At 42.5% G+C, this 26,527-nt stretch carries 21 protein-coding genes; all 21 read left to right on the forward strand.

What is annotated here, in order from left to right; translation table 11 throughout:
* The first annotated feature begins 9 nt into the window (after positions 1–9).
* The 21 genes from T356_RS0110680 (at position 10) to T356_RS0110780 (ending at position 26,513) form a co-directional block, all read left to right on the forward strand.
* A complete protein-coding gene (locus T356_RS0110680) occupies positions 10–2,628 on the forward strand; it encodes an O-antigen ligase family protein (protein ID WP_026514473.1) in 2,619 nt (872 codons plus the stop codon).
* 12 nt (positions 2,629–2,640) lie between these two features.
* Positions 2,641–4,593 (forward strand): polysaccharide biosynthesis protein, encoded by a 1,953-nt coding sequence (locus T356_RS19165; protein ID WP_035780973.1) that lies wholly within the window; start codon positions 2,641–2,643, stop codon positions 4,591–4,593.
* A gap of 50 nt (positions 4,594–4,643) precedes the next feature.
* Complete coding sequence (locus T356_RS0110690) at positions 4,644–5,867, forward strand: DegT/DnrJ/EryC1/StrS family aminotransferase (RefSeq protein ID WP_442856038.1); 1,224 nt, start codon at positions 4,644–4,646, stop codon at positions 5,865–5,867.
* Between the two features lie 31 nt (positions 5,868–5,898).
* Positions 5,899–6,519 carry a sugar transferase gene (locus tag T356_RS0110695; protein WP_304412646.1) on the forward strand — a complete coding sequence of 207 codons (621 nt, stop codon included), beginning with the start codon at positions 5,899–5,901 and terminating at the stop codon, positions 6,517–6,519.
* 4 nt (positions 6,520–6,523) lie between these two features.
* On the forward strand, positions 6,524–7,519 hold the full coding sequence (locus tag T356_RS0110700) for an ATP-grasp domain-containing protein (protein ID WP_035780975.1): 996 nt from the start codon (positions 6,524–6,526) through the stop codon (positions 7,517–7,519).
* A 2-nt stretch (positions 7,520–7,521) separates the two neighbouring features.
* Positions 7,522–8,619: a glycosyltransferase family 4 protein gene (locus T356_RS0110705; protein WP_026514477.1), complete on the forward strand. Its 1,098-nt coding sequence runs from the start codon at positions 7,522–7,524 to the stop codon at positions 8,617–8,619.
* Between the two features lie 103 nt (positions 8,620–8,722).
* Positions 8,723–10,039, forward strand: coding sequence for a nucleotide sugar dehydrogenase (locus T356_RS0110710; RefSeq protein ID WP_026514478.1), 1,317 nt, complete (start codon positions 8,723–8,725; stop codon positions 10,037–10,039).
* Positions 10,040–10,145: 106 nt separating this feature from the next.
* Positions 10,146–11,120: an SDR family oxidoreductase gene (locus T356_RS0110715; RefSeq protein WP_026514479.1), complete on the forward strand. Its 975-nt coding sequence runs from the start codon at positions 10,146–10,148 to the stop codon at positions 11,118–11,120.
* Positions 11,117–11,866, forward strand: coding sequence for a DUF2334 domain-containing protein (locus T356_RS0110720; RefSeq protein WP_026514480.1), 750 nt, complete (start codon positions 11,117–11,119; stop codon positions 11,864–11,866). The genes T356_RS0110715 and T356_RS0110720 overlap by 4 nt, the downstream gene beginning before the upstream one ends.
* Positions 11,867–11,872: 6 nt before the next feature.
* Positions 11,873–13,315, forward strand: coding sequence for a glycosyltransferase (locus T356_RS19170; RefSeq protein WP_051563376.1), 1,443 nt, complete (start codon positions 11,873–11,875; stop codon positions 13,313–13,315).
* On the forward strand, positions 13,315–14,514 hold the full coding sequence (locus tag T356_RS0110730) for a glycosyltransferase (RefSeq protein WP_026514481.1): 1,200 nt from the start codon (positions 13,315–13,317) through the stop codon (positions 14,512–14,514). Before T356_RS19170 ends, T356_RS0110730 begins: the two co-directional genes overlap by 1 nt.
* Positions 14,514–15,449 (forward strand): methionyl-tRNA formyltransferase, encoded by a 936-nt coding sequence (locus T356_RS0110735; RefSeq protein WP_026514482.1) that lies wholly within the window; start codon positions 14,514–14,516, stop codon positions 15,447–15,449. Before T356_RS0110730 ends, T356_RS0110735 begins: the two co-directional genes overlap by 1 nt.
* A gap of 2 nt (positions 15,450–15,451) precedes the next feature.
* Positions 15,452–16,555, forward strand: coding sequence for a glycosyltransferase (locus T356_RS0110740; RefSeq protein WP_035780977.1), 1,104 nt, complete (start codon positions 15,452–15,454; stop codon positions 16,553–16,555).
* A 13-nt stretch (positions 16,556–16,568) separates the two neighbouring features.
* Positions 16,569–17,330: a hypothetical protein gene (locus T356_RS0110745; RefSeq protein WP_026514484.1), complete on the forward strand. Its 762-nt coding sequence runs from the start codon at positions 16,569–16,571 to the stop codon at positions 17,328–17,330.
* Between the two features lie 9 nt (positions 17,331–17,339).
* A complete protein-coding gene (gene asnB, locus T356_RS0110750) occupies positions 17,340–19,283 on the forward strand; it encodes an asparagine synthase (glutamine-hydrolyzing) (protein WP_026514485.1) in 1,944 nt (647 codons plus the stop codon).
* Positions 19,284–19,298: 15 nt separating this feature from the next.
* Positions 19,299–19,544, forward strand: coding sequence for an acyl carrier protein (locus T356_RS0110755; RefSeq protein ID WP_026514486.1), 246 nt, complete (start codon positions 19,299–19,301; stop codon positions 19,542–19,544).
* A 4-nt stretch (positions 19,545–19,548) separates the two neighbouring features.
* Entirely contained in the window at positions 19,549–19,938 is a 390-nt protein-coding gene (locus tag T356_RS0110760) for a VOC family protein (RefSeq protein ID WP_026514487.1), read from the forward strand.
* Entirely contained in the window at positions 19,925–21,136 is a 1,212-nt protein-coding gene (locus tag T356_RS0110765; RefSeq protein WP_026514488.1) for a glycosyltransferase, read from the forward strand. The genes T356_RS0110760 and T356_RS0110765 overlap by 14 nt, the downstream gene beginning before the upstream one ends.
* A gap of 17 nt (positions 21,137–21,153) precedes the next feature.
* Positions 21,154–22,947 carry an HAD-IIIC family phosphatase gene (locus T356_RS0110770; protein ID WP_330370930.1) on the forward strand — a complete coding sequence of 598 codons (1,794 nt, stop codon included), beginning with the start codon at positions 21,154–21,156 and terminating at the stop codon, positions 22,945–22,947.
* A 60-nt stretch (positions 22,948–23,007) separates the two neighbouring features.
* Positions 23,008–24,897, forward strand: coding sequence for an asparagine synthase (glutamine-hydrolyzing) (gene asnB, locus T356_RS0110775; protein WP_026514490.1), 1,890 nt, complete (start codon positions 23,008–23,010; stop codon positions 24,895–24,897).
* Between the two features lie 62 nt (positions 24,898–24,959).
* Positions 24,960–26,513, forward strand: a complete 1,554-nt coding sequence (locus T356_RS0110780) for an MBOAT family O-acyltransferase (protein WP_026514491.1) — start codon at positions 24,960–24,962, stop codon at positions 26,511–26,513.
* The last annotated feature ends 14 nt before the right edge of the window (positions 26,514–26,527 follow it).

Genomic DNA, 26,527 nt, shown 5'->3' on the forward strand with positions numbered 1-26,527 from the left:
CATACTTGTATGAGAAAAATAGTTGACAGAAAAACAGCGTACAGAGCAGTACTACTCATATTTGCCTTATTGGCCGTTTTGAGTATCTGGCCTTGCCGCCTTTGGACTGAGGTTATGGAAACTTCCGCAGGCGGAACAAGGATGGAAGAGGATCTGGAAGTAAATCCGGATCATATATATACACAGAGATTTGTTGCAAGATATGACAGATTGAATTCTGTGGATGTTTACATCTCTGAGATGGAGAAGGGAAGCTACATTGATATTACGATATGTGATCTTAACGAAAAAGAACTTGTTAAGACTGCGGTTGATACCGACGGAATGGCGATTCCGGGGTATGTAAGAGCTCCTCTTGAGTTAAACGTAGAAGTTGGAAAAGAGTATGTTCTTTGGATAAGGGGATGCAGGTCCAAGTTTTTCATAAATCTTGAGACGGTTCCCGACAATTCGGAATATATCGGAAGCATGTTTGAGAACGGTATTGAGATTCCGGGAATGCACGTAGCTGCAAGATATAATTACAGACTTCCGATATCGAAGAAAATCTCAGTTGTGATCATTGCCGCTATCGCTGCGGTTACCGCACTTTTATACGGGCTTATCGGATTTTATTTTTCGAAACGTCCGGACAAAAACAATATCATTACTGTCGAAAAGTGTGTGAAATGTACAGCAAATCCGATAGCTGCGATTTTTTACATTACACTCATGATCATGGTATTTCCGCTTAAGATTTTTGATATAAGAGTTGCGGATATTATCTTTTATGAATTGGGACTTATTGTGGCAGCAGGTATAACCTTCTATGCCATTAATCATAAAGCCGTAAAGAGTGAAGCAGGTATTTCATTTATCGACGGAATTGATGCCGGTGAAAAAGTGAGATACTTCTTTATCATGCTTTCAATGGCAATGGCAATCTGGTATGGATGCGAATATATGAACGGTATGGCTGATATATTCCACACATTATCGGAGAGAAGAATGGTTATCTGTCTTGCGGTTATGATCATTCTTACATTTACCGCAAAAGAAGCATTTAACGCGATAAATCTGGTATGGCTTGTTGTGTCAGGGGTAGCCGGTGTTTATTACTACAGGCAGAATCTGTTCCCTGAGACGGAAAAAGAGTTTGACTTAAAGAATGCAGCCTTAAAATATGCTGTGATAATTGCTGTTTTGGGCGGATTTGTTGCTATAAATCTTATAAAGCTCCTTGTAAATTACATTCAGGAGAAGCTTAATAAGAATATCCGTGTCAATGAAGAAAGAGCAAGCGTGTCCGCTTACGGAATATTGGGATATCTCTTGTTTGTTGTTCTTATCATCATGAAAAACAACAGATGGTGGGAAGTTGCACTTGCTGTCACATTTAGCTGTCTGTATATAAGAGGGCTTGTGTGGAAGGGAAGAAAAGACTGGCTCTACATTCTTTCGGGCGGTCTTATGCTCAACTTTGTTATCTCACTTGTGTACAGTCTTTTGCACAGATGCTTTGCGGGATATACGAGCGGAAGATTTGGTTTCCTGTTCGGAACACAAACGGTAGCGGCAGAATATCTGACGGTGATCGGAGCGACTGCGGCAGTTCTTCTGGCAGTTAAGATTGTTTCACTTCCTCAGAAAGCGGGAGTAAAAATACTTATTCAGACTTCATGGAAAGAGTTGCTGCTATTTGGATGGGTTTCGTCATATGCAATATTTACCGTTTCAAGAACGGCTTATCTTTCACTTTTTGTCTGTGTTTTCTGTATACTTATATACTATAGAAAGAAATTTATTAATATTCTGGCGTTGATGATCGTATCCGTAGTTGTATGCTTTGCGCCTGCGTTTACTTTGCAGAGAATGGTTCCTGCAATAGTGGGAGATCCGGTATTACTGGAAGTTGACGATACCGATCCTTTTGTAAGAGGCGGAGCTGCTTGGGGAAGCCCCAACTATATGTGTGTTGAGCGTTTTGTCAATCTCTTTGCCGGTAAGATATTCGGACTTGATGTGGATACTTACAATTATCCGCATGATATAAAGAATTACGATCCCGAAACGGGACTTCCGTATTGTGATCTTTATGGTAATCCGATCGAGGAAGGCGGGGAAGAAAGCTATGAAGAAGAGGAAACAACCGGAATGGCAGAGCCTGCAAATACCGATAATCTTCTTGCATCGGCGCAGTTTACACACGCAGAGGCTGTGATGCTCCTTGATGCTTTGAATGACTACGTGGATGAGTCAAACAAATGGGATGTTATATCTAACGGCAGGATCACTATATATAAGACATATTTAAGTGAACTTAACATGATCGGACATGATGTACAGCCTACACTTCCAAACGGAGAAATAGCGCTTCATGCTCATAATGCATATCTGCAGGTTGCATACGACAGCGGAATTCCGGCAGGAGTCTTGTTTGCGGCATTTATTATAGGCGGTTTTGGCTGTGGAATCATCTTTTGCAAAAGAAATGAGAAGGTTCAGCCCCTTGCGCTTGTACCTTTTGCGATAATAGTAGGCTTCATGGTTGCCGGAGTGAGTGAATGGGTATTCCAGTTCAGCAATCCCACAACTTTGGCACTTATGCTTTCAATCTTTCCTTTGATGCAGAATAACAAATCAAGATAACAGAGAATGGCTATGGATAAAAAGAAAAAAGAACCTTTCAATTTTCAAAAATTATATAGGCGTACGGGACTTATTATCTATGATGTGATAAGTATAATTTTTGTCAGCTATATCGCGGTAATCATGAGAACGGATTACTTTAACGTTGACAGAGTTGAACCGCACTTTTTGACTGCTATAAGCGGGTATTTGCCTTTTAACATAGTAATTACTCTGATCATATTCTATGTGTTTAAGTTATATGACAGTTTGTGGGCATATGCAGGAGAGAGAGAACTGCAGAATCTTGTAATGGGATGTACCGTTTCAAGTGCCATCACCGGAATCGGAGTTCAGTTCTTTAAGGTTCCCGGCGAGGAACTTGCGGTTCCTATGAGTTATTATTTCCTTTACACCTTTTTGCTAATAACTCTGATCTTCGCAAGCAGATTCTCATACAGGTTCTTACGCAGTGCAAAGCACCATGCGGAGAAGAATAAAAATGCCAAAGCAGTAATGGTGATAGGAGCGGGCGAAGCTGCAAATATCATCATAAAAGATATTATCAAGAGCAATTACAATACAATGTCGATTAAATGTATCATCGACGATGATTCTGACAAATGGGGCAAGTATATCCAGGGAATCAGAGTTGTCGGCGGAAGAGACAGGATCGTTGAATGCGCTGATCTCTATGATATCGATGAGATCATTGTTGCGATGCCTTCTGTTTCAAGACAGGAGCTTAAGAAGATTCTTGATATTTGTAAGAATACACACTGTAAGATGCGTGCACTTCCCGGAATGTACCAGCTTGTAAACGGTGAGGTGAATGTATCAAGACTTCGTGATGTTGAAGTAGAAGACCTTTTGGGAAGAGAACCCATTGCGGTTGATATTGATTCAATAGCAGGTTATGTCAGAGGCAAGACTGTCATGGTAACGGGCGGCGGCGGCTCCATCGGATCGGAGCTCTGCAGACAGGTTGCCGGACATAAGCCTAAGAGACTCATAATAGTAGATATATATGAGAACAACGCTTATGACATTCAGCAGGAGCTCAAGACAAAGTATCCCGAGCTCGACCTTGTTGTCCTGATCGCATCTGTAAGAAATACGCTCAGGATCAATATGATATTTGAAAAGTATAAGCCTGAGATCGTATACCATGCGGCTGCGCACAAGCACGTACCTCTTATGGAGGACAGCCCGAATGAAGCTATCAAGAATAACGTATTCGGAACCTGGAAGACGGCTATGGCGGCAGCTACGAACGGTACAGAGAAGTTTGTTATGATCTCGACGGACAAGGCTGTTAATCCCACAAACGTTATGGGGGCAAGTAAGCGAATCTGCGAGATGATCGTACAGACTATGAATAAGCACTACAATACTGAGTTTGTGGCTGTAAGATTCGGAAACGTACTTGGTTCAAACGGTTCGGTTATACCTCTTTTTAAGAAGCAGATTGCGGCAGGCGGTCCTGTGACCGTTACCGATCCTAATATCATCAGATATTTTATGACAATCTCTGAGGCAGTTTCTCTGGTACTTCAGGCAGGAGCCTTTGCGAAGGGCGGAGAGATATTTGTCCTTGATATGGGTGAGCCTGTCAAGATACTTGATCTTGCCGAGAACCTTATAAAGCTTTCCGGCTATAAGGTTGGAGAGGATATCAGAATTGAGTTCACGGGACTTCGGCCGGGTGAGAAGCTCTATGAAGAGATGCTCATGGATGAAGAAGGGCTTCAGGATACCGAAAACAAGATGATCCATATCGGAAAGCCAATCGAGCTTGACGAAGCCAAATTTTTCTCAGAACTCGAAAGACTTAATGTTGCGGCAAAAGAAGAATCACCCGAGATAAGAACTCTTGTAAAAGAGATTGTTACTACATATCATCCTGCCAATAATGAGGCGGATAAGACAGAAGAGCATAAGGAAATGCTCAAACAACTTGCAGAAAAAATCAACACGGAGGAATGATCGTGGATATTAAACCTTTTGAGAAAAAAATTTGGCTTTCATCTCCCACAATGCACGGCGATGAGATCGCATACGTGCAGGAAGCATATGAAACCAACTGGATGTCTACTGTCGGAGAGAATATCAATCAGACAGAAAAACTTATATGTGAAAAAATAGGATGCAAGGACGCCGTTGCGCTTTCTTCCGGAACAGCAGCACTTCATCTTGCCATAAAACTTGCAGGAGAAAGACTTTATGGTCAGCCAAGACCGGGACACGGAACACTTGAAGGAAAGAAAGTATTCTGTTCGGATGTTACATTTGATGCTACTGTAAATCCCGTTGCCTATGAGGGCGGAGAAGCAGTATTTATCGATACCGAAGAAGATACCTGGAACATGGATCCCGAAGCTTTGGAAAGAGCTTTTGAGATATATCCCGATGTTAAACTTGTAGTTGTAGCACATCTCTACGGAACTCCCGGAAAGATGGACGGAATCCAGAGAATCTGCCGTGCACACGATGCGCTTATTGTTGAGGATGCGGCTGAATCTCTCGGCGCAACATACAAGGGAAAGCAGACGGGACTTTTTGGTGATTACAGCATTATTTCTTTTAACGGAAACAAGATAATCACAGGTTCTGCAGGAGGAATGTTCCTCACAAACAGTACAGAAGATGCTCATAAGGTGCGCAAGTGGTCAACTCAGTCAAGAGAGGATGCGCCCTGGTATCAGCATGAGGAGATCGGTTACAACTACAGAATGAGTAATGTTATTGCCGGTGTTGTAAGAGGACAGATTCCTTATCTTGAAGAGCATATCGCTCAGAAAAAAGCGATATACATGCGTTACAAGGAAGGCCTCAAGGGACTTCCCGTAAAGATGAATCCGTATGATAAAAAGAACAGTGAGCCAAACTTCTGGCTTTCATGCATGATCATAGATGAAGATGCAATGTGCAAGCAGGTTCGAAGCGATAAAGACGTGCTCTATACACCCGAGCCAGGAAAGACCTGCCCGACAGAGATCCTTGGAGCAATTGCAGCAAATAATGCAGAGGGTCGTCCTATCTGGAAGCCTATGCACATGCAGCCAATCTACAGATCTAATGCATTTATCACAAAGTTTGGTAACGGAAGAGCCCGCAGCAATGCGTATATTGAAGAGGAAGGCTTCATTGATGTCGGAGCAGACATTTTCAACAGAGGCTTATGCCTTCCAAGTGACAACAAGATGACCAAAGATCAGCAGGATATGATCATTGAGATCATCAGAAGATGCTTTGATTAAGAATGCTTGAATACAACACTTTTCGGAGTAGATGATGATATATTCGAAATTTATTAAGAGATTGATTGATATAATACTGTCCTTATTGGTGCTTGTGCCGTTTTGCTGGTTGTATCTCATACTTGCGATACTTGTGAGAGTTAAGCTCGGAAGTCCTGTGATCTTCAAACAGCCAAGACCGGGGAAAGACGGAAAAGTTTTTAATCTATACAAGTTCAGGACAATGACTGATGCGAAGGATGAAAACGGAAATCTTCTTCCGGATGAGGACAGACTTCCCGAGTTTGGCAAAAAACTCAGAGCGACCAGTCTTGATGAACTTCCCGAGTTTATCAACATTCTTAAGGGCGATATGAGTTTTATAGGTCCCAGACCTCTTTTGGTAAAATATCTTCCTCTTTACAACGAGGAGCAGAGACACAGACATGACGTAAGACCGGGACTCACGGGATGGGCACAGGTCAACGGAAGGAACCTCCTTAGCTGGGAGGACAGATTTGAAAAGGATGTTTACTACGCAAGGAATATCTCTTTTCTTTTCGATCTCAAGATATTTTTTATGACCATAGCGGTCGTGTTCAAACATGATGATATAAACAGTGCTACGGATGCCACAATGGAGGCTTTTACCGGCACAAAACCAAAGGAGTAACAAAATGAATATTTTATTTTGCAGTGTCGGAAGACGCTGTGAACTGTTAAAAGATTTTAGAAAAACATTGGGAGATAAAGTGCGCATGGTTGTTACAGACAACAGCGTATATGCGCCTGCACCTGCATTTGCGGATGTATGCTACAGAGTTCCGCTTATAACGGATCCCGATTATATCCCTACAGTACTTGAGATATGTAAAAAAGAGAATATCAACGCGGTGACAACACTTATCGATCCGGAGATATCAATTCTTGCGGCTCACAGAAAAGAGTTTGAGGAACTTGGTGTGGAAGTGCTTGCTCCCTATGAAGAGACCGCAAAGCTCTGTTTTGATAAGTACGAGATGTACAAATATCTTACGGAGAAGGGAATCAATACCGTTAAGACATACGGATCTTTTGCCGATTTCGACAAGGATTACAAAGAGGGAAAGATAAATCTTCCTGTCTTTGTTAAGCCCAGAACCGGAAGCGGAAGTGTCGGAGCACGCAAAGTTGATACATATGAACTTCTTAAAGAGGTTACTGAGAAAGATCCGGGGCTCATCATTCAGGAGCTCATGACCGGAAAAGATATGGATGCCGACGTTTATGTCGATACAATAAGCCACGAGGTTATAGCAATCTTCTCAAAGAAAAAGATTTCAACAACAATCGGAGGCGCAAACAAGACAATCTCATTTAAGGATGAAAAGCTTTTTGAATTTGCCAAGAAAGCACTTGAGGTATTTAAGTTCAACGGACCTCTTGATATGGATCTCTTTTATCAGGACGGCGAGTATTACCTCTCTGAGATAAATCCCAGATTTGGCGGAGCGTACCTTCATGCTTACGGCGCGGGAGTTGATTTCCCTTCGTTTATCTACAGAAATGTTGAGGAGAAAAAAGAAAATACTCAGCAGATAGGCATGTATGACGAAAACGTCGTTATGATGATGTATGACAGCGTTGTCATAGATACATTGGATAATCTTAATGATCGAATGAGAGAAATCTGATAATGACTATATTAATTTTGGCAAACTATGCGAACGGTCTTTTCCTGTTCAGGAAAGAACTGGTGGAGTCCTTTATGAAAGCGGGACACAGGGTTATAGTCTCTGTTCCGTTTGATGAGAATGTGCACAAGCTTCGCGATATGAATGTGGAACTTGTGGATACTCATCTTGAAAGACACGGGATGAATCCGTTAAAAGACATTAAGCTGTTTGCAAGTTACATTAAAATAATGAAAAAGACACGGCCCGATGCTGTTCTTACATACACGATAAAGCCAAATATCTATGGAGCATCGGCTGCCAAGTTTTTGAGAATTCCGTATATCTGTAACGTCACGGGACTTGGAACCGCGATTGAAGGCGGAGGAATGCTCAGCAAGGTTCTTGTGAAGATGTATTCATTTTCAATGAATCGGGCAAAAAAGGTCTTTTTCCAAAATGAGAGAAATCTCGAATTTATGAAGAAGATGGGAGTTGCTACAAAAAATGCAGCTCTTTTGCCGGGATCGGGAGTAAATCTGACGGAGCACCCCTTCAGGGAATATCCTGCGGAAGAAGGCGGAATACACTTCCTTGCGGTTATAAGGATAATGAGGGATAAAGGAATCGGAGAATATCTGGAGGCGGCAGAGATGATAGCTTCCGAGGATAGAAATGTCTTTTTTGACCTTGTCGGTGAGTATGAAGAGGACGAGAGAGAAAAGTATGAATCCAAGATTCTTGACCTTGAAAAAAGAGGGATCATCAAATATCACGGGCATCTCGACAGCGTAGAACCTGTCATGGCACAAAGCCATGTGATCGTGCATCCTTCCTATCATGAGGGACTTTCAAATGTACTTCTTGAAGCGGGAGCGTGCGGAAGACCTGTCCTTGCAACCGATGTGAACGGATGCAAAGAAACTTTTGAAGAGGGTGTTACGGGAATCGGATTTAAACCCGGAGATTCAAAAGCGCTTGCGGATGCAATACGCAAGATACTGGCTCTTTCAGAAAATGACCGAAAAGAAATGGGACGGAAAGCCAGATCTTTTATTGAGAAAAATTATGACAGAAAAATTGTCATTTCAACTTATGAACAAACGCTTGCCGATTTGTAAAAACAGGACTTTTACAGAAGTTTGACATGCGTAGTATAATAGATAATTATTAAATAACTTTAATTTGATAACATTGAAATGTTAAAAAGTTTGGAGGATTCAAATGAGTTTGTTTGAAAAACTTCTCGCCGGAGAAGAAAAACTGTCATTGGTTGGACTTGGTTATGTAGGCATGCCTATCGCTGTGGCTTATGCCAAGAAGATAAAAGTAGTGGGATATGATTTTAACGCAGCTAAGGTTGAGCTTTACAAGAAGGGCGTTGATCCTACAAGAGAAGTGGGCGATGAGGCCATTAAGAATACAAGCGTTGAGTTTACCGCAGATCCTGAGAAACTTCGTGAATGTAAATTCCACGTTGTTGCTGTTCCCACACCTGTAAATGACGACCATACACCCGATCTTTCACCTGTTGAGGGTGCCAGCCACACACTCGGTAAGTATCTTACAAAGGGAAGTATCGTAGTATACGAGTCAACCGTATATCCCGGAGTAACAGAGGATATCTGTGTTCCTATTCTTGAGCAGGAGTCCGGACTTAAGTGCGGTGTTGATTTCAAAGTCGGATATTCACCTGAGCGTATAAATCCCGGTGATAAGGTTCACAGACTTGATACCATTACAAAGATTGTTTCAGGTATGGATGAAGAAACTCTTGAGGAAGTTGCAAACGTATACAGTCTTGTTGCACTTGCAGGAGTTTACAGAGCACAGTCTATCAAGGTTGCCGAGGCCGCAAAGGTTATTGAGAACAGCCAGAGAGATATCAATATAGCATTTATGAACGAGCTTTCCATGATCTTCCACAAGATGGATATCGATACAAAGAGCGTTCTTGAGGCTGCCGGAACAAAGTGGAATTTCCTTAAATTCTTCCCCGGTCTTGTAGGTGGTCACTGCATCGGTGTTGACCCTTACTACCTCACATATAAGGCAGAAGAACTCGGATATCATTCACAGATCATTCTTTCGGGAAGAAGAATCAATGATGATATGGGTAAATATATTGCGGAGTCATGCGTAAAGAATCTTATTGCAAATGACATAGCTGTTAAGAATGCAAAGGTTGCAATCCTTGGATTCACATTCAAGGAGAACTGCCCCGATACACGTAACACCAAGATCATCGACATTTACAACGAGCTTGGTGAGTACGGAATCACTCCCGTAGTTGTAGATCCTCAGGCTGACGCCGATGAGGCTAAGAGACTTTACGGTATCGACTTCGATACAATGGATGCCGTTAAGGATATGGATGCCGTTATCGTAGCTGTTGCTCACAAGGAATTCGAGAGCTACAAGCCTGCAGATATCGCAAAATTCTTCAACGCAAAGCATAAGACAAAGGTGTTCATGGATCTTAAGGGAATCTACAACCTTGACGATTACAAGGCTCCGGAGTTTGATTATTGGAGGCTTTGAGCACTTAGCGAGGTTCTTGCGAGCTTAGTGCGAAAGCCGTTCCGGCGAGCGAAGCGAGAGCGGAACCTCCTTATTATTTAAATTTGAGATTGGTGGTAATAAATCAATGGGTTTTAAAGAACTTAAATTTGACGAAGATAGTTTATTCCTGGTAACCGGCGGAGCAGGTTTCATCGGTTCCAACATTTGTGAGGCCCTTCTTGATATGGGCTACAAGGTAAGATGCCTTGATAACCTTTCAACAGGACATATCGAGAACATTCAGCCTTTAATGGAAAATAAGAATTTCACCTTTATCGAGGACGATATCAGAGACCTTGATGCTTGTATGAAAGCAACAGAAGGTGTTACATATGTTTTGAACGAAGCTGCATGGGGAAGTGTTCCCAGAAGCATCGAGATGCCTCTTCTCTATGAGGAGATCAATATCAGAGGAACACTCAACATGATGGAGGCATCAAGACAGAACGGAGTTAAGAAGTTTGTATATGCTTCAAGCTCATCTGTTTACGGAGATTCAACAGTTCTTCCCAAGAAAGAAGGACAGGAAGGAAATGTTCTTTCTCCTTACGCACTTACAAAGAAAGTTGATGAAGAGTACGGAAAGCTCTATAAGAAACTTTACGGACTCGATACTTACGGACTTCGTTATTTCAACGTATTCGGAAGAAGACAGGATCCCAATGGTGCATATGCTGCGGTTATTCCAAAGTTCCTTAAGCAGCTTATGAACGGCGAGACTCCTACTATCAACGGTGACGGAAAGCAGTCACGTGACTTTACTTATGTTGATAACGTAATTGAAGGTAACTTGAGAGCTTGCCTCGCATCATCTGATGCAGCCGGAGAAGCATACAATATCGGAGCAGGCGGAAGAGAGTTTCTTATCGATGTATATCATCATCTTACAGATGCACTCGGACTTGATGTAGAGCCTATCTACGGACCTGCAAGAAAAGGCGATATCAGAGATTCAAACGCCGATATCACAAAGGCAAGAGAGAATCTTGGATACGATCCTTCTTATGATTTCAAAGCAGGTATAGAACTTGCAATTAACTGGTACAAAGAGAATCTATGAAAATAGCGATACGAATGGATGATATAACTCCGGCAATGGATCTGGAGAAATTTGACAGATTTAAAGCAATTCTCGATAAGCACGGCATCAAGCCGCTTATCGGGGTTGTTCCCGAATGCAAGGATGAAAAGCTCAATCTCTCTGAACCTATCGAGGACTTTTGGAAGTTTGTAAAAGAGCTTCAGAAGAGCGGCTGGATTATTGCAATGCACGGTTTTAACCACGTCTATACGACCAAGGAAGCCGGAGTATTTCCCATCGGAGGAAAATCGGAGTTTGCAGGCCTTTCCTATGACAGGCAGGATGATATGCTGAGAATGGGAAAGCGCATCATGAGGGAAAATGATATATTGACTGATATTTTCATGGCACCCTCACATTCATTTGACAGAAATACAATCAAAGCTCTTAAGAAAAACGGTTTTTCCAAGATCACGGATGGCTTTGGACGAGCACCGTATAAGAGATCGGGACTTATTTTTTACCCGCTTTCTCCCAAGAGATCGGGGACACTCTCGGATAAGAGAGACGGAATAGCCACCTTTGTATATCATACGAATACAATGGATGAGAAAGAGTTTGAGGATTTTGAAAAACTTTTGGATAATGCACAGGTTGTGTCATTTTCCGAATTGATGGACATGGAAGCTACAGAGCAGGGGATACTCGGTTACATTTTCGAGTATATTTTAGCTAAGGCCAAATACACTATTGTTAATCTGAGAAAAAACAGAAACATAAAGTGAGGAGTTATGGAAGATAACTATGGACAGATAAGAGTCTTACACGTTTTAGGGGGGCTTGGAGTAGGCGGAGCTGAATGTCGCATAATGGATCTATATCGTAATATGAATAGGGACAGGGTACAGTTTGATTTTCTTGTCCATTATTCGCCTGAAAAAACAGGGAAAAAGAGTCCGACTTCTGATGAACTGATGGCAGTTCGAGAGCCGGACTATTTTGATAATACGGTATATACATTGGGCGGTCGTATTTTTTGCATTCCCAAATTTGTGGGAACAAATATGATTGATTATAAAGCTGCGATAAAGCGGTTTTTTAAAGAACACCGGGATGAGTGGAAGATCGTGCAGGGGCACATGACAAGTACTGCGGCTATATACCTTCCTATCGCAAAAAAGGCGGGAATCCCAATATGCGTTGCGCATGCAAGAAGTGCGGGCGTTGATAAGGGTGTAAAAGGAATTGCGACTAATTTTTTGAGGACGCCGCTTCGCAAAGGCGGACTGACGGACTTTAATTTTGCCTGTTCAAAAGAGGCCGGAATAGCGGTTTTTGGAAATACACTGATGGAACAGGGCAAGGTAAAGATAATTCCCAATGCCGTCGATTTGAGGAATTTTGCCTATAACGAGGAAAAAAGAGAGAAGATCAGGAAAGAACTTGGTGTTTCAAACGCACTTGTAATCGGGCATGTCGGGAGTTTCAGATATGCCAAGAATCACGAGTTTTTGATCCAGGTATTTTCTAATGTATGCAAGATGCTTGAAAGCGACAATGAGCACAGATACAGTATGCTCCACGGAATAAGGATCAAGCTCCTTATGCTTGGAATGGGGCCTCGCATGGATGAGATGAAAGATCTTGCGGAAAAACTTCACGTATATGACAAATGTATTTTTGCGGGAAACAAGAGCAATGCTGCCGATTACTATCAGGCAATGGATTATTTCTGCTTCCCTTCAAGATATGAGGGACTTCCCGGAAGTGTGATCGAAGCTCAGGCAGCAGGACTTCAGTGTCTTGTGTCCGATTCGGTAACGCATGAAGTTGATGTGACTGAACTTGTATCCATGATGGATATCAATTTAAGTCCCAAGGACTGGGCAAAAAAGATTTTGGACGACCTTGTATTTGCGGAGAATGACAACACAGACATACTGTCGGAAGAGATAAAACTCAATAAGACCGTTACGGCAATCGCCGGAGAGAGAAGAGAGAGCGTTTTTGAAACGGAGGATACTCCCGATTTCGATCTTCTTGATAAAGATACGGGATTTGAGACTCTCAATGTTCCCGATAAAGGTGCAAACATTAAGAAAGATGCCGAGTATTCCATAGGAGACAGGGAAGGATCGTCTGAATATATTTTGAATAAATTGAGAAATGCCGGATTTGACGTAAAAGTCCAGGCAAAACTCATGGAGTACTTCTACGAAAGAGGACATTTTTAATGGCAAATAACAAAAAGAATCTCATGCTCATGGTTCCCATGCTTCACCAGGGCGGCTTTGAGCGTGTCTGCATAAAAACAGCAAGACTTATGCAGGATTATTACAACGTATACATACTTATCTTCAGTTCCAAGGACATTAACTTTGATATTACGGGGCTTGAAGTTATCGATATTGACGTGCCGGCTAGGAAAGGCATCGTAAATAAAGTATTCAATGTAATAAAGAGAGTTATAAAGACAAGAAAGATAAAGAAAGACCTTGGAATCGATATCGCATACAGCTTTGGAAGTTCGTCAAACTACGTAAATGTTCTTTCCAAGGGAAAAGAAAAGGTTCTCACGGGACTTCGTTGTCAGACAGACATGGAGAATCCCAAGAATATAAAGATGTTCTGCAAAGGATCTGATCAGGTTCTTTCATGTTCAAAAGAAATCGTAAGACAGCTCCTTCGCGACTTTGATTACAACAGGAGCACCTATATCTACAATCCGCTTGATGTTGAGGATGTAAGGGCAAAGGGCAATGAGAAGAGTGACGATATGCCTTTTGCGGGCGAAGATGTAAAGATCATATCCTGCATGGGACGAAATGACTATATCAAAGGAATCTGGCATCTCGTAAAGGCGTTTTCAATTGTTTATAAGAAACATCCCGAGGCGAGACTTGTTGTACTTGGTGCGGGAAACTGGTCGGGATATGAGACTCTCTCCGAACAGCTTGGAATCAAGGGAAAAGCTTCTTTTCCCGGAGTAAAAAAGAATCCGTTTACTTACGTGGCGGCTTCCGACATCTATGTGTGCAGCTCAAACCACGAGGGATTTCCCAATGCCGTTCTTGAAGCTATGGCGCTCGGAAAACCTGTTATTTCCGCAGACTGTAAGACGGGCCCGAGAGAGATTCTTTTGAGCGAGAGTGAATACGATAAACTTATCGAAGAGATACCAAACGGAGACAGCACAAAAGAAGCTATAGAGGGAACTTACGGAATTATTATTCCGGACCTCGGCGAAAATGTGGATATGGATCCGAATAACATAACAGAGGGTGAGAAGCTTCTTGCGGAAAAAATAATCAGTCTCCTCGATGATGAGGAAAAAGCTTTAAAGTACGCAGAGAAGGCTTATGAGAGAGCGATGTTCTACGCACCCGAAAAATATAAAGAAAGTATACATGAGATTTTTAAGAGGTATGAATAATGCATTATAAAGTTGTAGTCTTCGGAGTAAAAGATACGTCTGAAAATATAATAGATTTTATCGAAAAAGAACTTTGCAAGGTCGATCTTGTAATGACAATTGCGCCGAAAGTTCTCGAACACAATCAGGTTTCGGGATTTAAGGGGCTTACATTTCTTACTGAAAAGTACGGAATCCCAGTATTCGAAGCAGATAGCTATTTCCTTAATGATGAAAAGACAAAGAAATTCATTGAGGAGAACACCTTCGATCTCGGAATTGTAATGGGATGGCAGAGACTTATCCCCAAGGAAGTTCTTGATGCATTTAAGAGCGGAATATACGGATTCCACGGAAATTGTGGATATCTTCCCTTCGGAAGAGGAAGATCTCCGCTTAACTGGTCGGTTATTCTCGGAGATACGAGATTTAATCTCAATTTATTTCGATATGATGAGCATGCGGACAGCCCGAATGTTTTTGCTACAGAGATGTTCCAGATAAACGAGCATGACGATATCAGAACCGCTCAGTACAAGAATATGATCTGTTCCAAGAATCTCATCAGAAAGCTTGTTACAACATATATGGAAAAAGGTGATATTCCGATTCACACCGATTCAAAAGATTATGATTCATGGTACAATAAACGTACCGCGAAAGACGGAAAAATCGATTTCAAAGACAGGACCAGAAATATATATAATCTCATAAGGGGCGTTGCTGCGCCTTTCCCCGGAGCATTTTGCTATGCGGGATCTGAGGATGAGAAGAACAAGGTTACAGTTTGGGAAGCACATCCTTTTGATGAGATGATTGATTTTTCGGGATTTGCTCCCGGTGAGATTGTGGACATATTCGACGGAAAGCCGATTGTCCGCACGGTTGACGGTTCTATCAGAATAGACAGATATGAGTCTGAAGCAGAATTAGAAGTAGGAACGGTACTTTTATAATTATGAAAACAATAGCATTTCACTTGAACTGCCTTGTACAGGGCGGTGCCGAGCGCGTGGTGTCAAACCTCGCCAATCAATTTGCCAAGGAAGGCTATAAAGTATATGTCGCCACCGAGTGGGTGGATGAGAATGAGTTTGCTCTTGATGAGAGAGTCACAAGAGTGCACGTGGGCCTTCGCGAAGGTGATGAAAAGAAGAACAGGATAGCAAAGTTCTTTTTGCGCGTGAAATATCTCAAAGAATTTGTGAAAAAATATCATCCCGACGTGCTCATAGCATTTGCGCAGAGAGCCAATTACAGAGCGCTCATGGCAGCGGGCAAAAGTGACGTGCCTGTCGTAATATCCATAAGGACAGACCCCGTTGGACATTATGACGCATTTTCTGATAAAGTACAGATAAAGTGGTTGTTCCCGAGGGCAGCAGGTTGTGTATTCCAGACAACCGGGCAGAAAGAATTCTTTAAGCCATACCTTCAGGATAATTCAGCCATTATATTAAACCCGATCAATCCAAAGTATTTCGGACTAAAGAAGCCTGAGACCAGAGATAAATCCGTTGTGCATCACGCAAGGCTTGTAGACTTCAAAAATCAGCCGATGCTCTGCGAAGCTTTTATAAAGGTTCATGAGAAACATCCCGATTATGTTCTTAAGATTTACGGTCCGGATTCTTTTGACGGGACAAAAGAGATACTTGATAAGATCATCGCGGATAACCACGCGGAAGATTATATACTTCTCATGGGCGGAAGTGATGAACTTGAAAAAGAGATACCAAAGGGTGCGGTCTATGCATTCTCTTCCGACTGGGAGGGACTTCCCAATTCGCTTCTTGAAGCTATGGCGATGGGAATGCCTTGCGTAGCTACGGATTGTCCTTGCGGCGGTCCGAGAACCGTTATGAGAGATGGTGAGAACGGACTTCTTGTTCCGATAAAGAATCCCGATGCTCTTGCCGAGGGTATTTGCAAACTTATCGAGGACAGGGAACTTGCGGAGCGCCTTGGAGATGAGGCGGCCAAGATAGAACAGATCGCCAATTCCGAAGCTGTATTTGTTCAGTGGAGGGACTATTTGGAGAAAATCATAGAGAATAAATAGGAGATAAGTGAAAATGTTTTCATTTGATGATTACAGAGAAATAATTCGTGCCATAAAGGCTACGGGACGTTATGCCACTTACGAGGAAGCTCTTGAGAAAGACAGTTTTGTCATCATGAGACATGACGTTGAATATTCTGTTGAGAGAGCGCATGCTCTTGCTAAGGTTGAAGAGAGTATGGACTTTAGGTCTACATTCTTTTTTCAGTGGACAAACAATTCCTACAATATCCTTTCAAGAAAGAACAGGGATATTCTCTCAGATATGCATGAGAGGGGACAGCACATCGGTCTTCACTTTGCGCTTAACGGAATGACTGATATGAGAGTGATAAAAGAGAGAATCAAGCAGGAGATCGATATGCTCAGCAATATGCTCGGCTTCGAGATCAATTCTTTTTCCATACACAGACCGTCACCTGACGTTCTTGCGGAGAATATCAAGATTTCAGGAATTATCAATGCATATCAGGATGATTTCTTTACATTCGATCCCAAGGCAACACCTGAGTCGGAGCTTGATGTAAAGTACCTTTCGGATGCCAACCATGTTTGGAGATACGGTTATCCCGATGAAGAAACGATCAATAAATATGACAAGGTTCAGATCTTGACACATCCTTTTGCATGGACCAAGAAGGGATATGACAACCTTGAGAACTACAAGACACTTGTAAACGAGAAATATGTCGAGCTTATCGATTCTATAGACAATGAGTGCAAGGACTTCGGTGCGCTTCGCGATAACTTCGAGAAACTACCTGTGGAGCTGTAAATATAAAGAATGTGCGGAATTTGCGGATATATATCAAAAAAGAGAATAACTGAAGAACAGCTCAGGATCATGAATGATACCATGTATCACAGAGGTCCTGATGACAGCGGTGTTGAGATTTATGCAGGAGCAGATGATTATGTCATAGGCTTTGCCCAGAGACGTCTTTCCATTATGGATCTGTCTCCTTTGGGCCACCAGCCTATGCACTCCGAGAACGGCAGGATATCTGTTGTTTATAACGGAGAGCTCTACAACTACCGTGAACTCAAGGAAGAACTTTCTGACTATGAGTTTAAGTCAAATTGTGACACCGAGGCTTTGATCGCTGCCTACCTAAAGTGGGGAATAGACATGGTGGATCACATCCACGGCATGTTTGCGATAGCAATATATGACAGAGAGACATCCGATGTTTATCTCATAAGAGACAGGATCGGCAAGAAGCCTCTTTTTTACTGGGTAGACGGAGAGAATCTTGTCTTTGCTTCGGAGCTTAAGCCTATTCTGAAGTGCCCCGGATTTAAGCCGGAGATTAGAAAGCAGGTTATTTCAAGATTCCTTCTTCAGCAGTATATTGCTGCACCCGATTCAATTTTTACCGATGTGTACAAGCTTGAAGCGGGTTCATATATCAAGTTTAATGCAGGAAATATCACCAAGAAGAAGTATTGGGATATAAAAGAAGTTTACAAAGAGATGTCCCAAAATCCCGTAAGAAGCTATGCGGAAGCAAAGGAAGGACTTAAAGAGAGACTTAAAAAGTCAGTTGCTTCAAGAATGATAGCGGATGTTCCGCTCGGAACATTTTTATCGGGTGGATACGATTCATCTCTTGTGACTGCGATTGCACAGGAACATTCCGACAGACCTGTCAAAACATTCTGTATAGGTTTTGATGTTCCCAGATACAACGAGGCGGAGTATGCCAAGGAGATTGCAAAACACTTAGGTACGGACCACACAGAGCTCTATATCTCGGAAAAAGAGATGTTTGAGCTTGTGAGCAGTATTCCTCAGTACTATGATGAGCCTTTTGCGGACAACTCAGAGATTCCCACCATGCTTGTAAGTAAACTTGCAAAGCAGGATGTTACCGTAGCTCTTTCGGGTGACGGCGGAGATGAGTTTTTCTGCGGATATAATATATATGACAATGTGAGAATCGCACAGCTTTTGGATGTTCCCGGAGCAATGGTACATAAGCTTTCGGGTATCAAGAGCGGAGACGGAACTCTTCTTGATAAGATGCCTTTCAGAGTAAAGGTTGTCGCAAATAACAGAGATCCCGAAACAAAGACACAGCTTGTTTCAGAAGGTTATATAAGAGCTGCACATGCCTTTATTTCAGGCAATGAAGAAATGGATATTCAAATGAGTGCGGCGCAGTATCTGGCAACGGATTACAATCTCGGAAGCAATCCACAGCCCGTGCTTTATCCTGTGGAGAGCCTCTACGGAGTAAACAACTTCCAGATAAGAAGAATGCTCCTTGATATGGACACATATCTTCCGGAAGATATTCTTGTAAAGATGGACAGGGCGTCCATGAAATATTCGCTTGAAGCAAGGTGTCCTATAATGGATACTGATGTTATGGAGTATTCATTCAGGATACCTCACAAATATAAGTACTTTAAGGGCGACAAAAAGCATATCCTTAAAGATATTGCTTATGACTATATACCCAAGGAACTTTTGGAAAGGCCCAAGACCGGATTCGGTGTTCCGATGGATGAGTGGCTGCGCGGACCGTTGAGGGAACAGCTTCTTGACTACAGCAGCACCTCGTTCCTCAGCAGACAGGATATTTTTGATGTAAACTATGTTTCAAAGTTCATCAATGATTATGTTGTAAAGGGAGACGGAGGACCTGCAACAGGAGCCAACTACAGCAAGGTTGCGTGGGCGTTCTACATATTCCAACAGTGGTACAACTATCACATGATTTGATAAAAGGAGATACAAATGACAAGAGAAGCAGTTTTTGAGAAATTAAATGAAGTGTTCAGAGATGTTTTTGAAGATGACGAGATCACAGTTGAGGATTCTACAACAGCAGCAGATGTTGACGGTTGGGATTCACTTGAGCACATCAATCTTATAAATGCCATTGAGCAGGAGTTCGATATCAAATTCAACATGGGACAGATCGTGTCCATGAAGAATGTCGGAGAAATGGCAGACATTATCATCAGCAAATTACAGGGATAATAAGATGAAAATACATCATATAGGCTACCTTGCCAAAAGCATAGACAAGACGGAAAAGAAATTTTTTGAACTTGGCTATGAAGTTGAACATGCCACCAAGTACGATGAGATAAGGGATATTAAGATTGAGTTTCTGAAAAACGGAGATTACAGAGTTGAGCTCATTGAGCCCATGGGTGAGAATTCCCCGATGTATCCGCTTTTGAAGCGCTTTAAGAATACCCCTTATCATTTTTGCTATGAAGTGGATGATATGGATAAGGCTGTAAAAGACCTTGAGAGCAAACACTACACTGTCATACATGAGCCGCAGATCGCGCCGTGTATAGACGGCAAAAAGGTCGCATTTTTAAATAATATCAGTATGGGGATAATCGAACTTGTCGAATTCTGAGAATAAAAAGCATATTGCCATGTATATAGGCTCGCTTGAGAAGGGCGGAGCCGAGAGAGTTATGTCCAATCTTGCGGATTATTTTTTTGAGCAGGGGTACAAGGTTACTCTCGTTACCACTTACCTGGCGGCAAATGAATACGAAGTAAAACATGCAGCATGGAAGCGTGTTCCCGCGGGGGCACCAAACGCTGTTCATGTCGCAGATCTTGATGAGAACCCTGTGTGGGTTGATCTTGAAGGCGGCGAAAAGGGCGGCATCAGAAGAGTCTTTTCCGCACTTCTGAAAGAAGAACAGGCGGGAAGAGTAGCCAATCTCAAGAACAGATATGAAAAGCTTAGGAATATCTGGAAGGAACTCAAGCCCGACCTGGTACTGAGCTTTCTTGGCAAAAATAATATAATGGCACTTTCTACCGCAACGCGTGAAGGAATCAAGGTTGTGGTATCCGTGCGTGCGGACCCCGATATGGAATACGGTACTGTGGGACTTAAGTCGGCTATGCTTGCGACTTTTGGAAAAGCGGCGGGTGTTGTCGTGCAGTCTAAGGGCGCAAGGGCCAAATTCCCCAAGTATATTCAAAAGAAATGTATTATCCTTCCGAATTCCATTAACCCCTCTTTTATCAGAAAGCGCTATATAGGCGATCGCGAGAAGAGGATCGTTATGGTCGCAAGGATCAACAGTAACAAGAACCAGGAAATGGTCATGCGTGCATTTAAGGATGCGGCGGGAGAAGCATTTCCGGATTACTCGCTTGTTTTTTACGGAGACGGTCCCGACAGCATTAAGCTGCAGAGGCTTGCTTCGGAACTTGGAATAAGAAAAAGAGTTGAATTTAAGGGCAATGTGAGCAATGTGGCAGAACATATTGAAAAAGCAGCGCTCTTTATTCTTGCATCCAATCATGAAGGAATGCCGAACTCGCTTATTGAGGCGATGTCATTGGGACTTCCCTGCATCTCGACGGACTGTCCGTGCGGAGGACCGAGAGACTTAATTCAGGACGGCGTAAACGGTCTGCTTGTTCCCGTCGGTGATAAGGATGCGATGGCACGCGCCATTACTAAGGTGCTTTCAGATAAGGAATTTTCTGAAAAGCTCGGCGCAGAAGCTACTAAGATACAGGAAATTTGCAGTCCCGACGTTACCAATTCGAAGTGGAAAAAGTACTTTGACAGGATAATGGAAGGATAATAGAGGAATAAGTTTTAATGATGAAAGAACTGGAATATCCGTTTGACAACAGTTACATAATGAAAAAGTCCAAGTCAATAAAGAAGGCTCTTCTTGCCGACGGCTCGGACAGGATAAAGAAAAAGATAGCGGTGCTTGGAGGTTCCACAACTCACGATATTATAAGGATTCTGGAGCTCTTTTTGCTTAACTATGATATAGAGCCTGTTTTCTATGAATCTGAGTACGGACAGTACTGGCAGGACGCTATGTTTCCTTCGGATGAGTTAAAAGAGTTTGCGCCTGACATTATCTTTATCCACACAAGTAACAGGAATATAACGGACTATCCCACAATGGATGACAGCGAGGCTGCGGTGCAGGATAAGCTAGACGGAATGTTTAAGCATTTTGAGACGATGTGGCACAATCTGCATGAACTTTATCATTGCCCGATCATCCAGAATAATTTCGAGGCGCCTTTTTACAGGCTTATGGGAAACAGGGACGGATATGACATTCACGGAAAGCTTTCGTTCATAAACAGACTGAATCTCATGTTTGCCGAATATGCAAGAAAGGCTTCGGGAGACGAAGGAAGCTTTTTTATAAATGATATAAATTATCTTTCGACTTGCTACGGTCTTGATGCGTGGTCAGATCCTCTTGCATGGCATATGTACAAGTATGCGCTTTGTATTCAGGCTATACCTACGCTGAGCTTTAATGTGGCAAATATAATCAAGTCAATTTACGGAAAGAACAAGAAGGGACTTGTTCTTGACCTCGACAATACACTGTGGGGCGGCGTTGTCGGTGACGACGGCCCTGACGGAATCGAGATAGGACAGGAGACCAATTTAGGTCAGGTATATCTTGAGTTCCAGAATTATATCAAGGCTCAGAAGGAGCTCGGCATCGTACTTGCGGTTGATTCGAAGAACGATGAAGAGAATGCGCTTGCGGGACTTAATCATCCCGACGGAGCGCTTAAGCCCGATGACTTTGTATTTATAAAGGCAAACTGGGAGCCAAAGAGTGAGAATATGAAGGCAATTGCTTCAGAGCTCAATGTGCTTCCGGAATCACTTGTTTTTGTGGACGACAATCCGGCTGAGAGAGCAATTGTTACGGGACAGATCCCGAAGGTGAACGCACCTGAGATCGATACGCCCGAGCACTATATAAGGATTCTCGATCACTCGGGATTTTTTGAGACAACATCCATTTCTGAGGATGACAGGAAAAGAAATGAGATGTACATGGCAAACAGGAAGAGGACAGAGCTTCAGGAGAGCTTTAAGGATTACAGCGAGTACCTTAAGTCTCTTGAGATGAAGGCTGTCATAGCTCCTTTTGAAAAGATGTACATTCCAAGGATCGCGCAGCTTACAAACAAGAGCAATCAGTTTAATCTTACAACAAAGAGATATACTCCCGATGATATTGAGAAGACCGCAAATGACAGCAGTAACATCACTCTTTACGGTCGTCTTGAGGATAAATTCGGGGATAACGGAATAGTTTCGCTTGTAATAGGCAAGCAGGATGGCGAAGAGCTTCATATTGACTTGTGGCTTATGAGCTGCAGAGTGTTGAAGAGAGATATGGAATTTGCCATGATGGATATGCTTGCAAAGAAAGCAAGTGAAAGAGGTATTAAGACTGTTTACGGATATTATTACCCAACAGCCAAGAACAAGATGGTCAAGGACTTCTACTCACTTCAGGGATTTGAGCTTGTGAAGGAAGATGAAGAGGGTAATAAGACTTATAAGCTTGACCTTACGGGATATACAAATAAAAACAACGTTATAGACGTGGAAGATTGATGAGGTTTTAAGCTGATGTGGTATCAGCGGAAAGCTTTATCAGACATCGATGGAGACATTATGTGTGGAATAGCAGGACTTATCGGGTTTAAAGGTGACCTTAAGGGAAACATCGGAAAGATGAATGACAGGATGCTTCACAGAGGCCCCGACGACGAAGGAATCTATATAAGTGAGAATGGAAAAGTGGCGCTTGGGCACAGGCGCCTTTCTATTGTGGACTTATCAAAAAAAGGTGCCCAGCCCATGATGTCTCATTCGGGAAGAAAAGTTATCGCCTACAACGGCGAGATATACAATGCATCCGTGGTAAAAGATAAGCTTATCGCGGAGGGAAAAGTTACAGAATTTAACGGCACTTCAGACACAGAGATCCTTATAGAGGCAATTGATGCCTATGGCATGGAAGAGACTTTGACCATGTGCAAGGGAATGTTTGGAATTGCCGTTTATGATATGGACAAAAACACCGTTACCTTTGCGCGTGACAGAGTCGGAGAAAAGCCTTTGTACTACGGAAACGTTGGCGGAGCATTTGCATTTGCATCGGATATCGGATGCCTTCGCGTGATAGACGGCTTTGATAATGAGATAAACACAGAGGTTCTTGATATCTATTTTACAGAAGGATATATTCCCGCGCCCTATACGATTTACAAGGACATTTATAAGCTTGAAGCGGGAAGTATCATGACAGTAAATGTCGACGATCTTTCTTCCGAGACAAAGAGCTATTTCTCTATGACAGAGACTGCCGTAAAGGGGCAGAGTAATCTTTTCAAGGGAAGTAAAGAAGAAGCGGCTGAAGAACTTGAAAGACTCCTTAAAGAGTCTATAAAAGGACAGATGGTTGCCGATGTTCCGCTTGGAGCTTTTTTGTCAGCGGGAATAGACAGCAGTACGATCGTTGCACTTATGCAGTCGGTTGCGCCCGGCAAGGTAAGAACATTTACCGTCGGAATGGAAGATAAGAAGTTCAACGAAGCCGAGCAGGCAGGCGAGATAGCAAGGCACCTGGGAACAATTCATACCGAGGAATATATAACCGAGAAGGATGCCAAAGAAGTGATACCGCAGCTTTCATTTATGTTCGGTGAGCCTTTTGCGGATTCTTCACAGATTCCGACATATCTTGTTAGCAAGATGACAAGAAAACATGTTACCGTATCGCTTTCCGGCGACGGCGGAGATGAGCTTTTTGCCGGATACAGATCCTATGAATCGGTTGAGAGAGTGTGGGGGAAAGTTGGAAAGCTCCCGTACTTCATCAGAAAACCCGCATCAGTTCTTATGCTTAACAGCCCTTATTCAAAGAGCGAAGCCGGGATGGCCAAGTCTATGTACATGGGAGCCAAAGGCCCAGGAGATGTTCACAGGCTGGAGCATGAGGGTGATCCTATTGTAAAAAAGATCGCACTTAAGAACGGAGCAAAATCTCTTTCATACAAATATACCGAGATGGATACGAATCTTCTTGCAGATCCGTGTCACAATGCGATGCTCATGGATATGCTTGTTTATCATCCTGATGACATTCTTGTCAAAGTCGACAGGACGGCAATGGCGGTTTCTCTTGAAACCAGAGTGCCGATGCTGGACAGAGATATACTTGAATTTGCGTGGAGCCTTCCTAGGAACTACTTGAGGGAAGGGAATGTCGGCAAGCAGGTCCTTCGAAACGTGCTCTATAAGTACGTTCCCAAGGAGATGGTCAACAGGCCGAAAAAAGGTTTTTCGATTCCGATAGACAAATGGCTTCTTGATGATAAAATAAGGCAGTGGGCAGAAGCTCTTCTTGATAAAAATAAGATAAGGCAGCAGGGTATACTTGACCCCGATGTTGTCGAGAAGATCTGGACCGATTTTACACAGCGCGGAATTTACAGGATACAGATATGGTATATCCTTATGTTCCAGCAGTGGTATGAGAAAGAGTATATGATCAAGTAATATATATTTAGTGGCAGGCGCCTGTTTTATAATAAGGGTGCGTGTTATATGAAAGATTTTTTATGGGTATAACTTCGTTTTATTTTCTGTGCTTTTTTGCACTTGTGTTAATTGCATATTATACGATTCCTCTTTTGTTCAAAAAAAGAGGTCAGTGGGTGGTGCTTTTATTTGCGAGCATCATCTTCTATTTGTTTTCCGTAAATGGAAACTATGTGCAGATTGTCTTTCCGCTTGCAGCCTCGTTTACGACATGGGTGCTTTTAAAGCTTTTGGAATGCACAGAAGAAAAAGAGCTTTTAAAAAGAAGGCTGATACTTGCGGCGGAGCTTGTTGTTCTTCTTGGAATACTTATCGTGTTTAAGTTCTATAAGTTCATAACAGGGGGCGGTATTACACCTCCTACGGGGCTTTCATTCTATACATTTATTCTTTTGGGATACTTCATTGAAGTTTATAACGGCATCGGAGTAAGAAGGGACAGCCTTCTTGAGACAACTCTCATCGGTATGTTCTTTCCGCTTGTGGTTCAGGGACCTATTATAAAAACCCGCGAACACAGTGGACAGTTGTTTGAATATCACAAAGCGGATTTTAAGAATCTTACATTCGGAGCGCAGAGAATGCTCTGGGGCTTCTTTAAGATGCTTGTTATATCGCAGAGACTTCGCACTATAGTTGATGAGATTTATGCCGTTGATGCAGAGTACACGGGAGCATATATCTGGCTGGGTACTGTGTGTTTTGCGTTTGAATTATATACGAATTTTTCGGGTGGAATAGATATTGTGATCGGTTTGTCCGAGATGCTTGGAATCATTCTTCCCGAGAACTTTACGACGCCTTTCTTTGCTAAGAACATAAGCGAGTATTGGAGAAGATGGCATGCTACGCTCGGAATCTGGATGAAGGACAATGTCTTTTATCCGCTTCTTAGAACCAAGATGATAATGGGGCTTGGAAAGAAGCTTAAGAAAGTCTGTGGTAAAAAGAAAGGTAAGCAGCTCACTACTTATGTTGCAATGTTCATCTTATGGTTTTCTGTAGGTTTATGGCACGGAGGAGAGGCAACTTTTGTTATCGGTTCAGGTCTTTTGCACTGGGCATATATCGTGCTCGGAGAAGTGACACTTCCGTTCTTTACATGGATTTTTGAAAAGAAGATGCACATCAATCTGCAGAGTAAATTTGCAAACGGATTCAGGGTTGTGAGAACATTTTTCTTTGTATGCATCGGAGATCTGTTCTTTAGATCAAAGAGTATTCCGCATGCGCTTGGATTGCTTAAAAGAAGCGTGAGTGCGTTTAATCCGCAGATCTTTATTGACGGTAGCTTGTTGAATCTCGGACTTAGTATTTACGAGTGGGGAGTGCTTCTTGTATCACTTGCGGTGCTCATTACGGTTTCAACTATTCAGTACAGAATGGAGCTATCGCGTGACGGTAAGATTACAGGCAGCAGATTTGAAGGATATTCAAACTTAAGGGAGTATATTGCGTCCAAGAAGCTTGTGATCAGATGGCTTGTATATTTTGCACTGTTTTTCACAGTACTTTTACTTGCCGAGTACGGACCGGGATTTAATCCTGCGGATTCGATATATGATGATTTTTAATATATGTGGTAGGG

The organism is Butyrivibrio sp. LB2008 (assembly GCF_000621565.1).
In the GTDB taxonomy this organism is placed as follows: Bacteria; Bacillota; Clostridia; order Lachnospirales; family Lachnospiraceae; genus Butyrivibrio.

Excerpts from the sequence above, each read along its gene's own strand:
- T356_RS0110680 (WP_026514473.1), top strand. The coding sequence starts at position 10 with ATGAGAAAAATAGTTGACAGAAAAACAGCGTACAGAGCAGTACTACTC.
- T356_RS19165 (WP_035780973.1), top strand. The coding sequence starts at position 2,641 with ATGGATAAAAAGAAAAAAGAACCTTTCAATTTTCAAAAATTATATAGG.
- T356_RS0110690 (WP_442856038.1), top strand. The coding sequence starts at position 4,644 with ATGCACGGCGATGAGATCGCATACGTGCAGGAAGCATATGAAACCAAC.
- T356_RS0110695 (WP_304412646.1), top strand. The coding sequence starts at position 5,899 with ATGATGATATATTCGAAATTTATTAAGAGATTGATTGATATAATACTG.
- T356_RS0110700 (WP_035780975.1), top strand. The coding sequence starts at position 6,524 with ATGAATATTTTATTTTGCAGTGTCGGAAGACGCTGTGAACTGTTAAAA.
- T356_RS0110705 (WP_026514477.1), top strand. The coding sequence starts at position 7,522 with ATGACTATATTAATTTTGGCAAACTATGCGAACGGTCTTTTCCTGTTC.
- T356_RS0110710 (WP_026514478.1), top strand. The coding sequence starts at position 8,723 with ATGAGTTTGTTTGAAAAACTTCTCGCCGGAGAAGAAAAACTGTCATTG.
- T356_RS0110715 (WP_026514479.1), top strand. The coding sequence starts at position 10,146 with ATGGGTTTTAAAGAACTTAAATTTGACGAAGATAGTTTATTCCTGGTA.
- T356_RS0110720 (WP_026514480.1), top strand. The coding sequence starts at position 11,117 with ATGAAAATAGCGATACGAATGGATGATATAACTCCGGCAATGGATCTG.
- T356_RS19170 (WP_051563376.1), top strand. The coding sequence starts at position 11,873 with ATGGAAGATAACTATGGACAGATAAGAGTCTTACACGTTTTAGGGGGG.
- T356_RS0110730 (WP_026514481.1), top strand. The coding sequence starts at position 13,315 with ATGGCAAATAACAAAAAGAATCTCATGCTCATGGTTCCCATGCTTCAC.
- T356_RS0110735 (WP_026514482.1), top strand. The coding sequence starts at position 14,514 with ATGCATTATAAAGTTGTAGTCTTCGGAGTAAAAGATACGTCTGAAAAT.
- T356_RS0110740 (WP_035780977.1), top strand. The coding sequence starts at position 15,452 with ATGAAAACAATAGCATTTCACTTGAACTGCCTTGTACAGGGCGGTGCC.
- T356_RS0110745 (WP_026514484.1), top strand. The coding sequence starts at position 16,569 with ATGTTTTCATTTGATGATTACAGAGAAATAATTCGTGCCATAAAGGCT.
- asnB (WP_026514485.1), top strand. The coding sequence starts at position 17,340 with ATGTGCGGAATTTGCGGATATATATCAAAAAAGAGAATAACTGAAGAA.
- T356_RS0110755 (WP_026514486.1), top strand. The coding sequence starts at position 19,299 with ATGACAAGAGAAGCAGTTTTTGAGAAATTAAATGAAGTGTTCAGAGAT.
- T356_RS0110760 (WP_026514487.1), top strand. The coding sequence starts at position 19,549 with ATGAAAATACATCATATAGGCTACCTTGCCAAAAGCATAGACAAGACG.
- T356_RS0110770 (WP_330370930.1), top strand. The coding sequence starts at position 21,154 with ATGATGAAAGAACTGGAATATCCGTTTGACAACAGTTACATAATGAAA.
- asnB (WP_026514490.1), top strand. The coding sequence starts at position 23,008 with ATGTGTGGAATAGCAGGACTTATCGGGTTTAAAGGTGACCTTAAGGGA.
- T356_RS0110780 (WP_026514491.1), top strand. The coding sequence starts at position 24,960 with ATGGGTATAACTTCGTTTTATTTTCTGTGCTTTTTTGCACTTGTGTTA.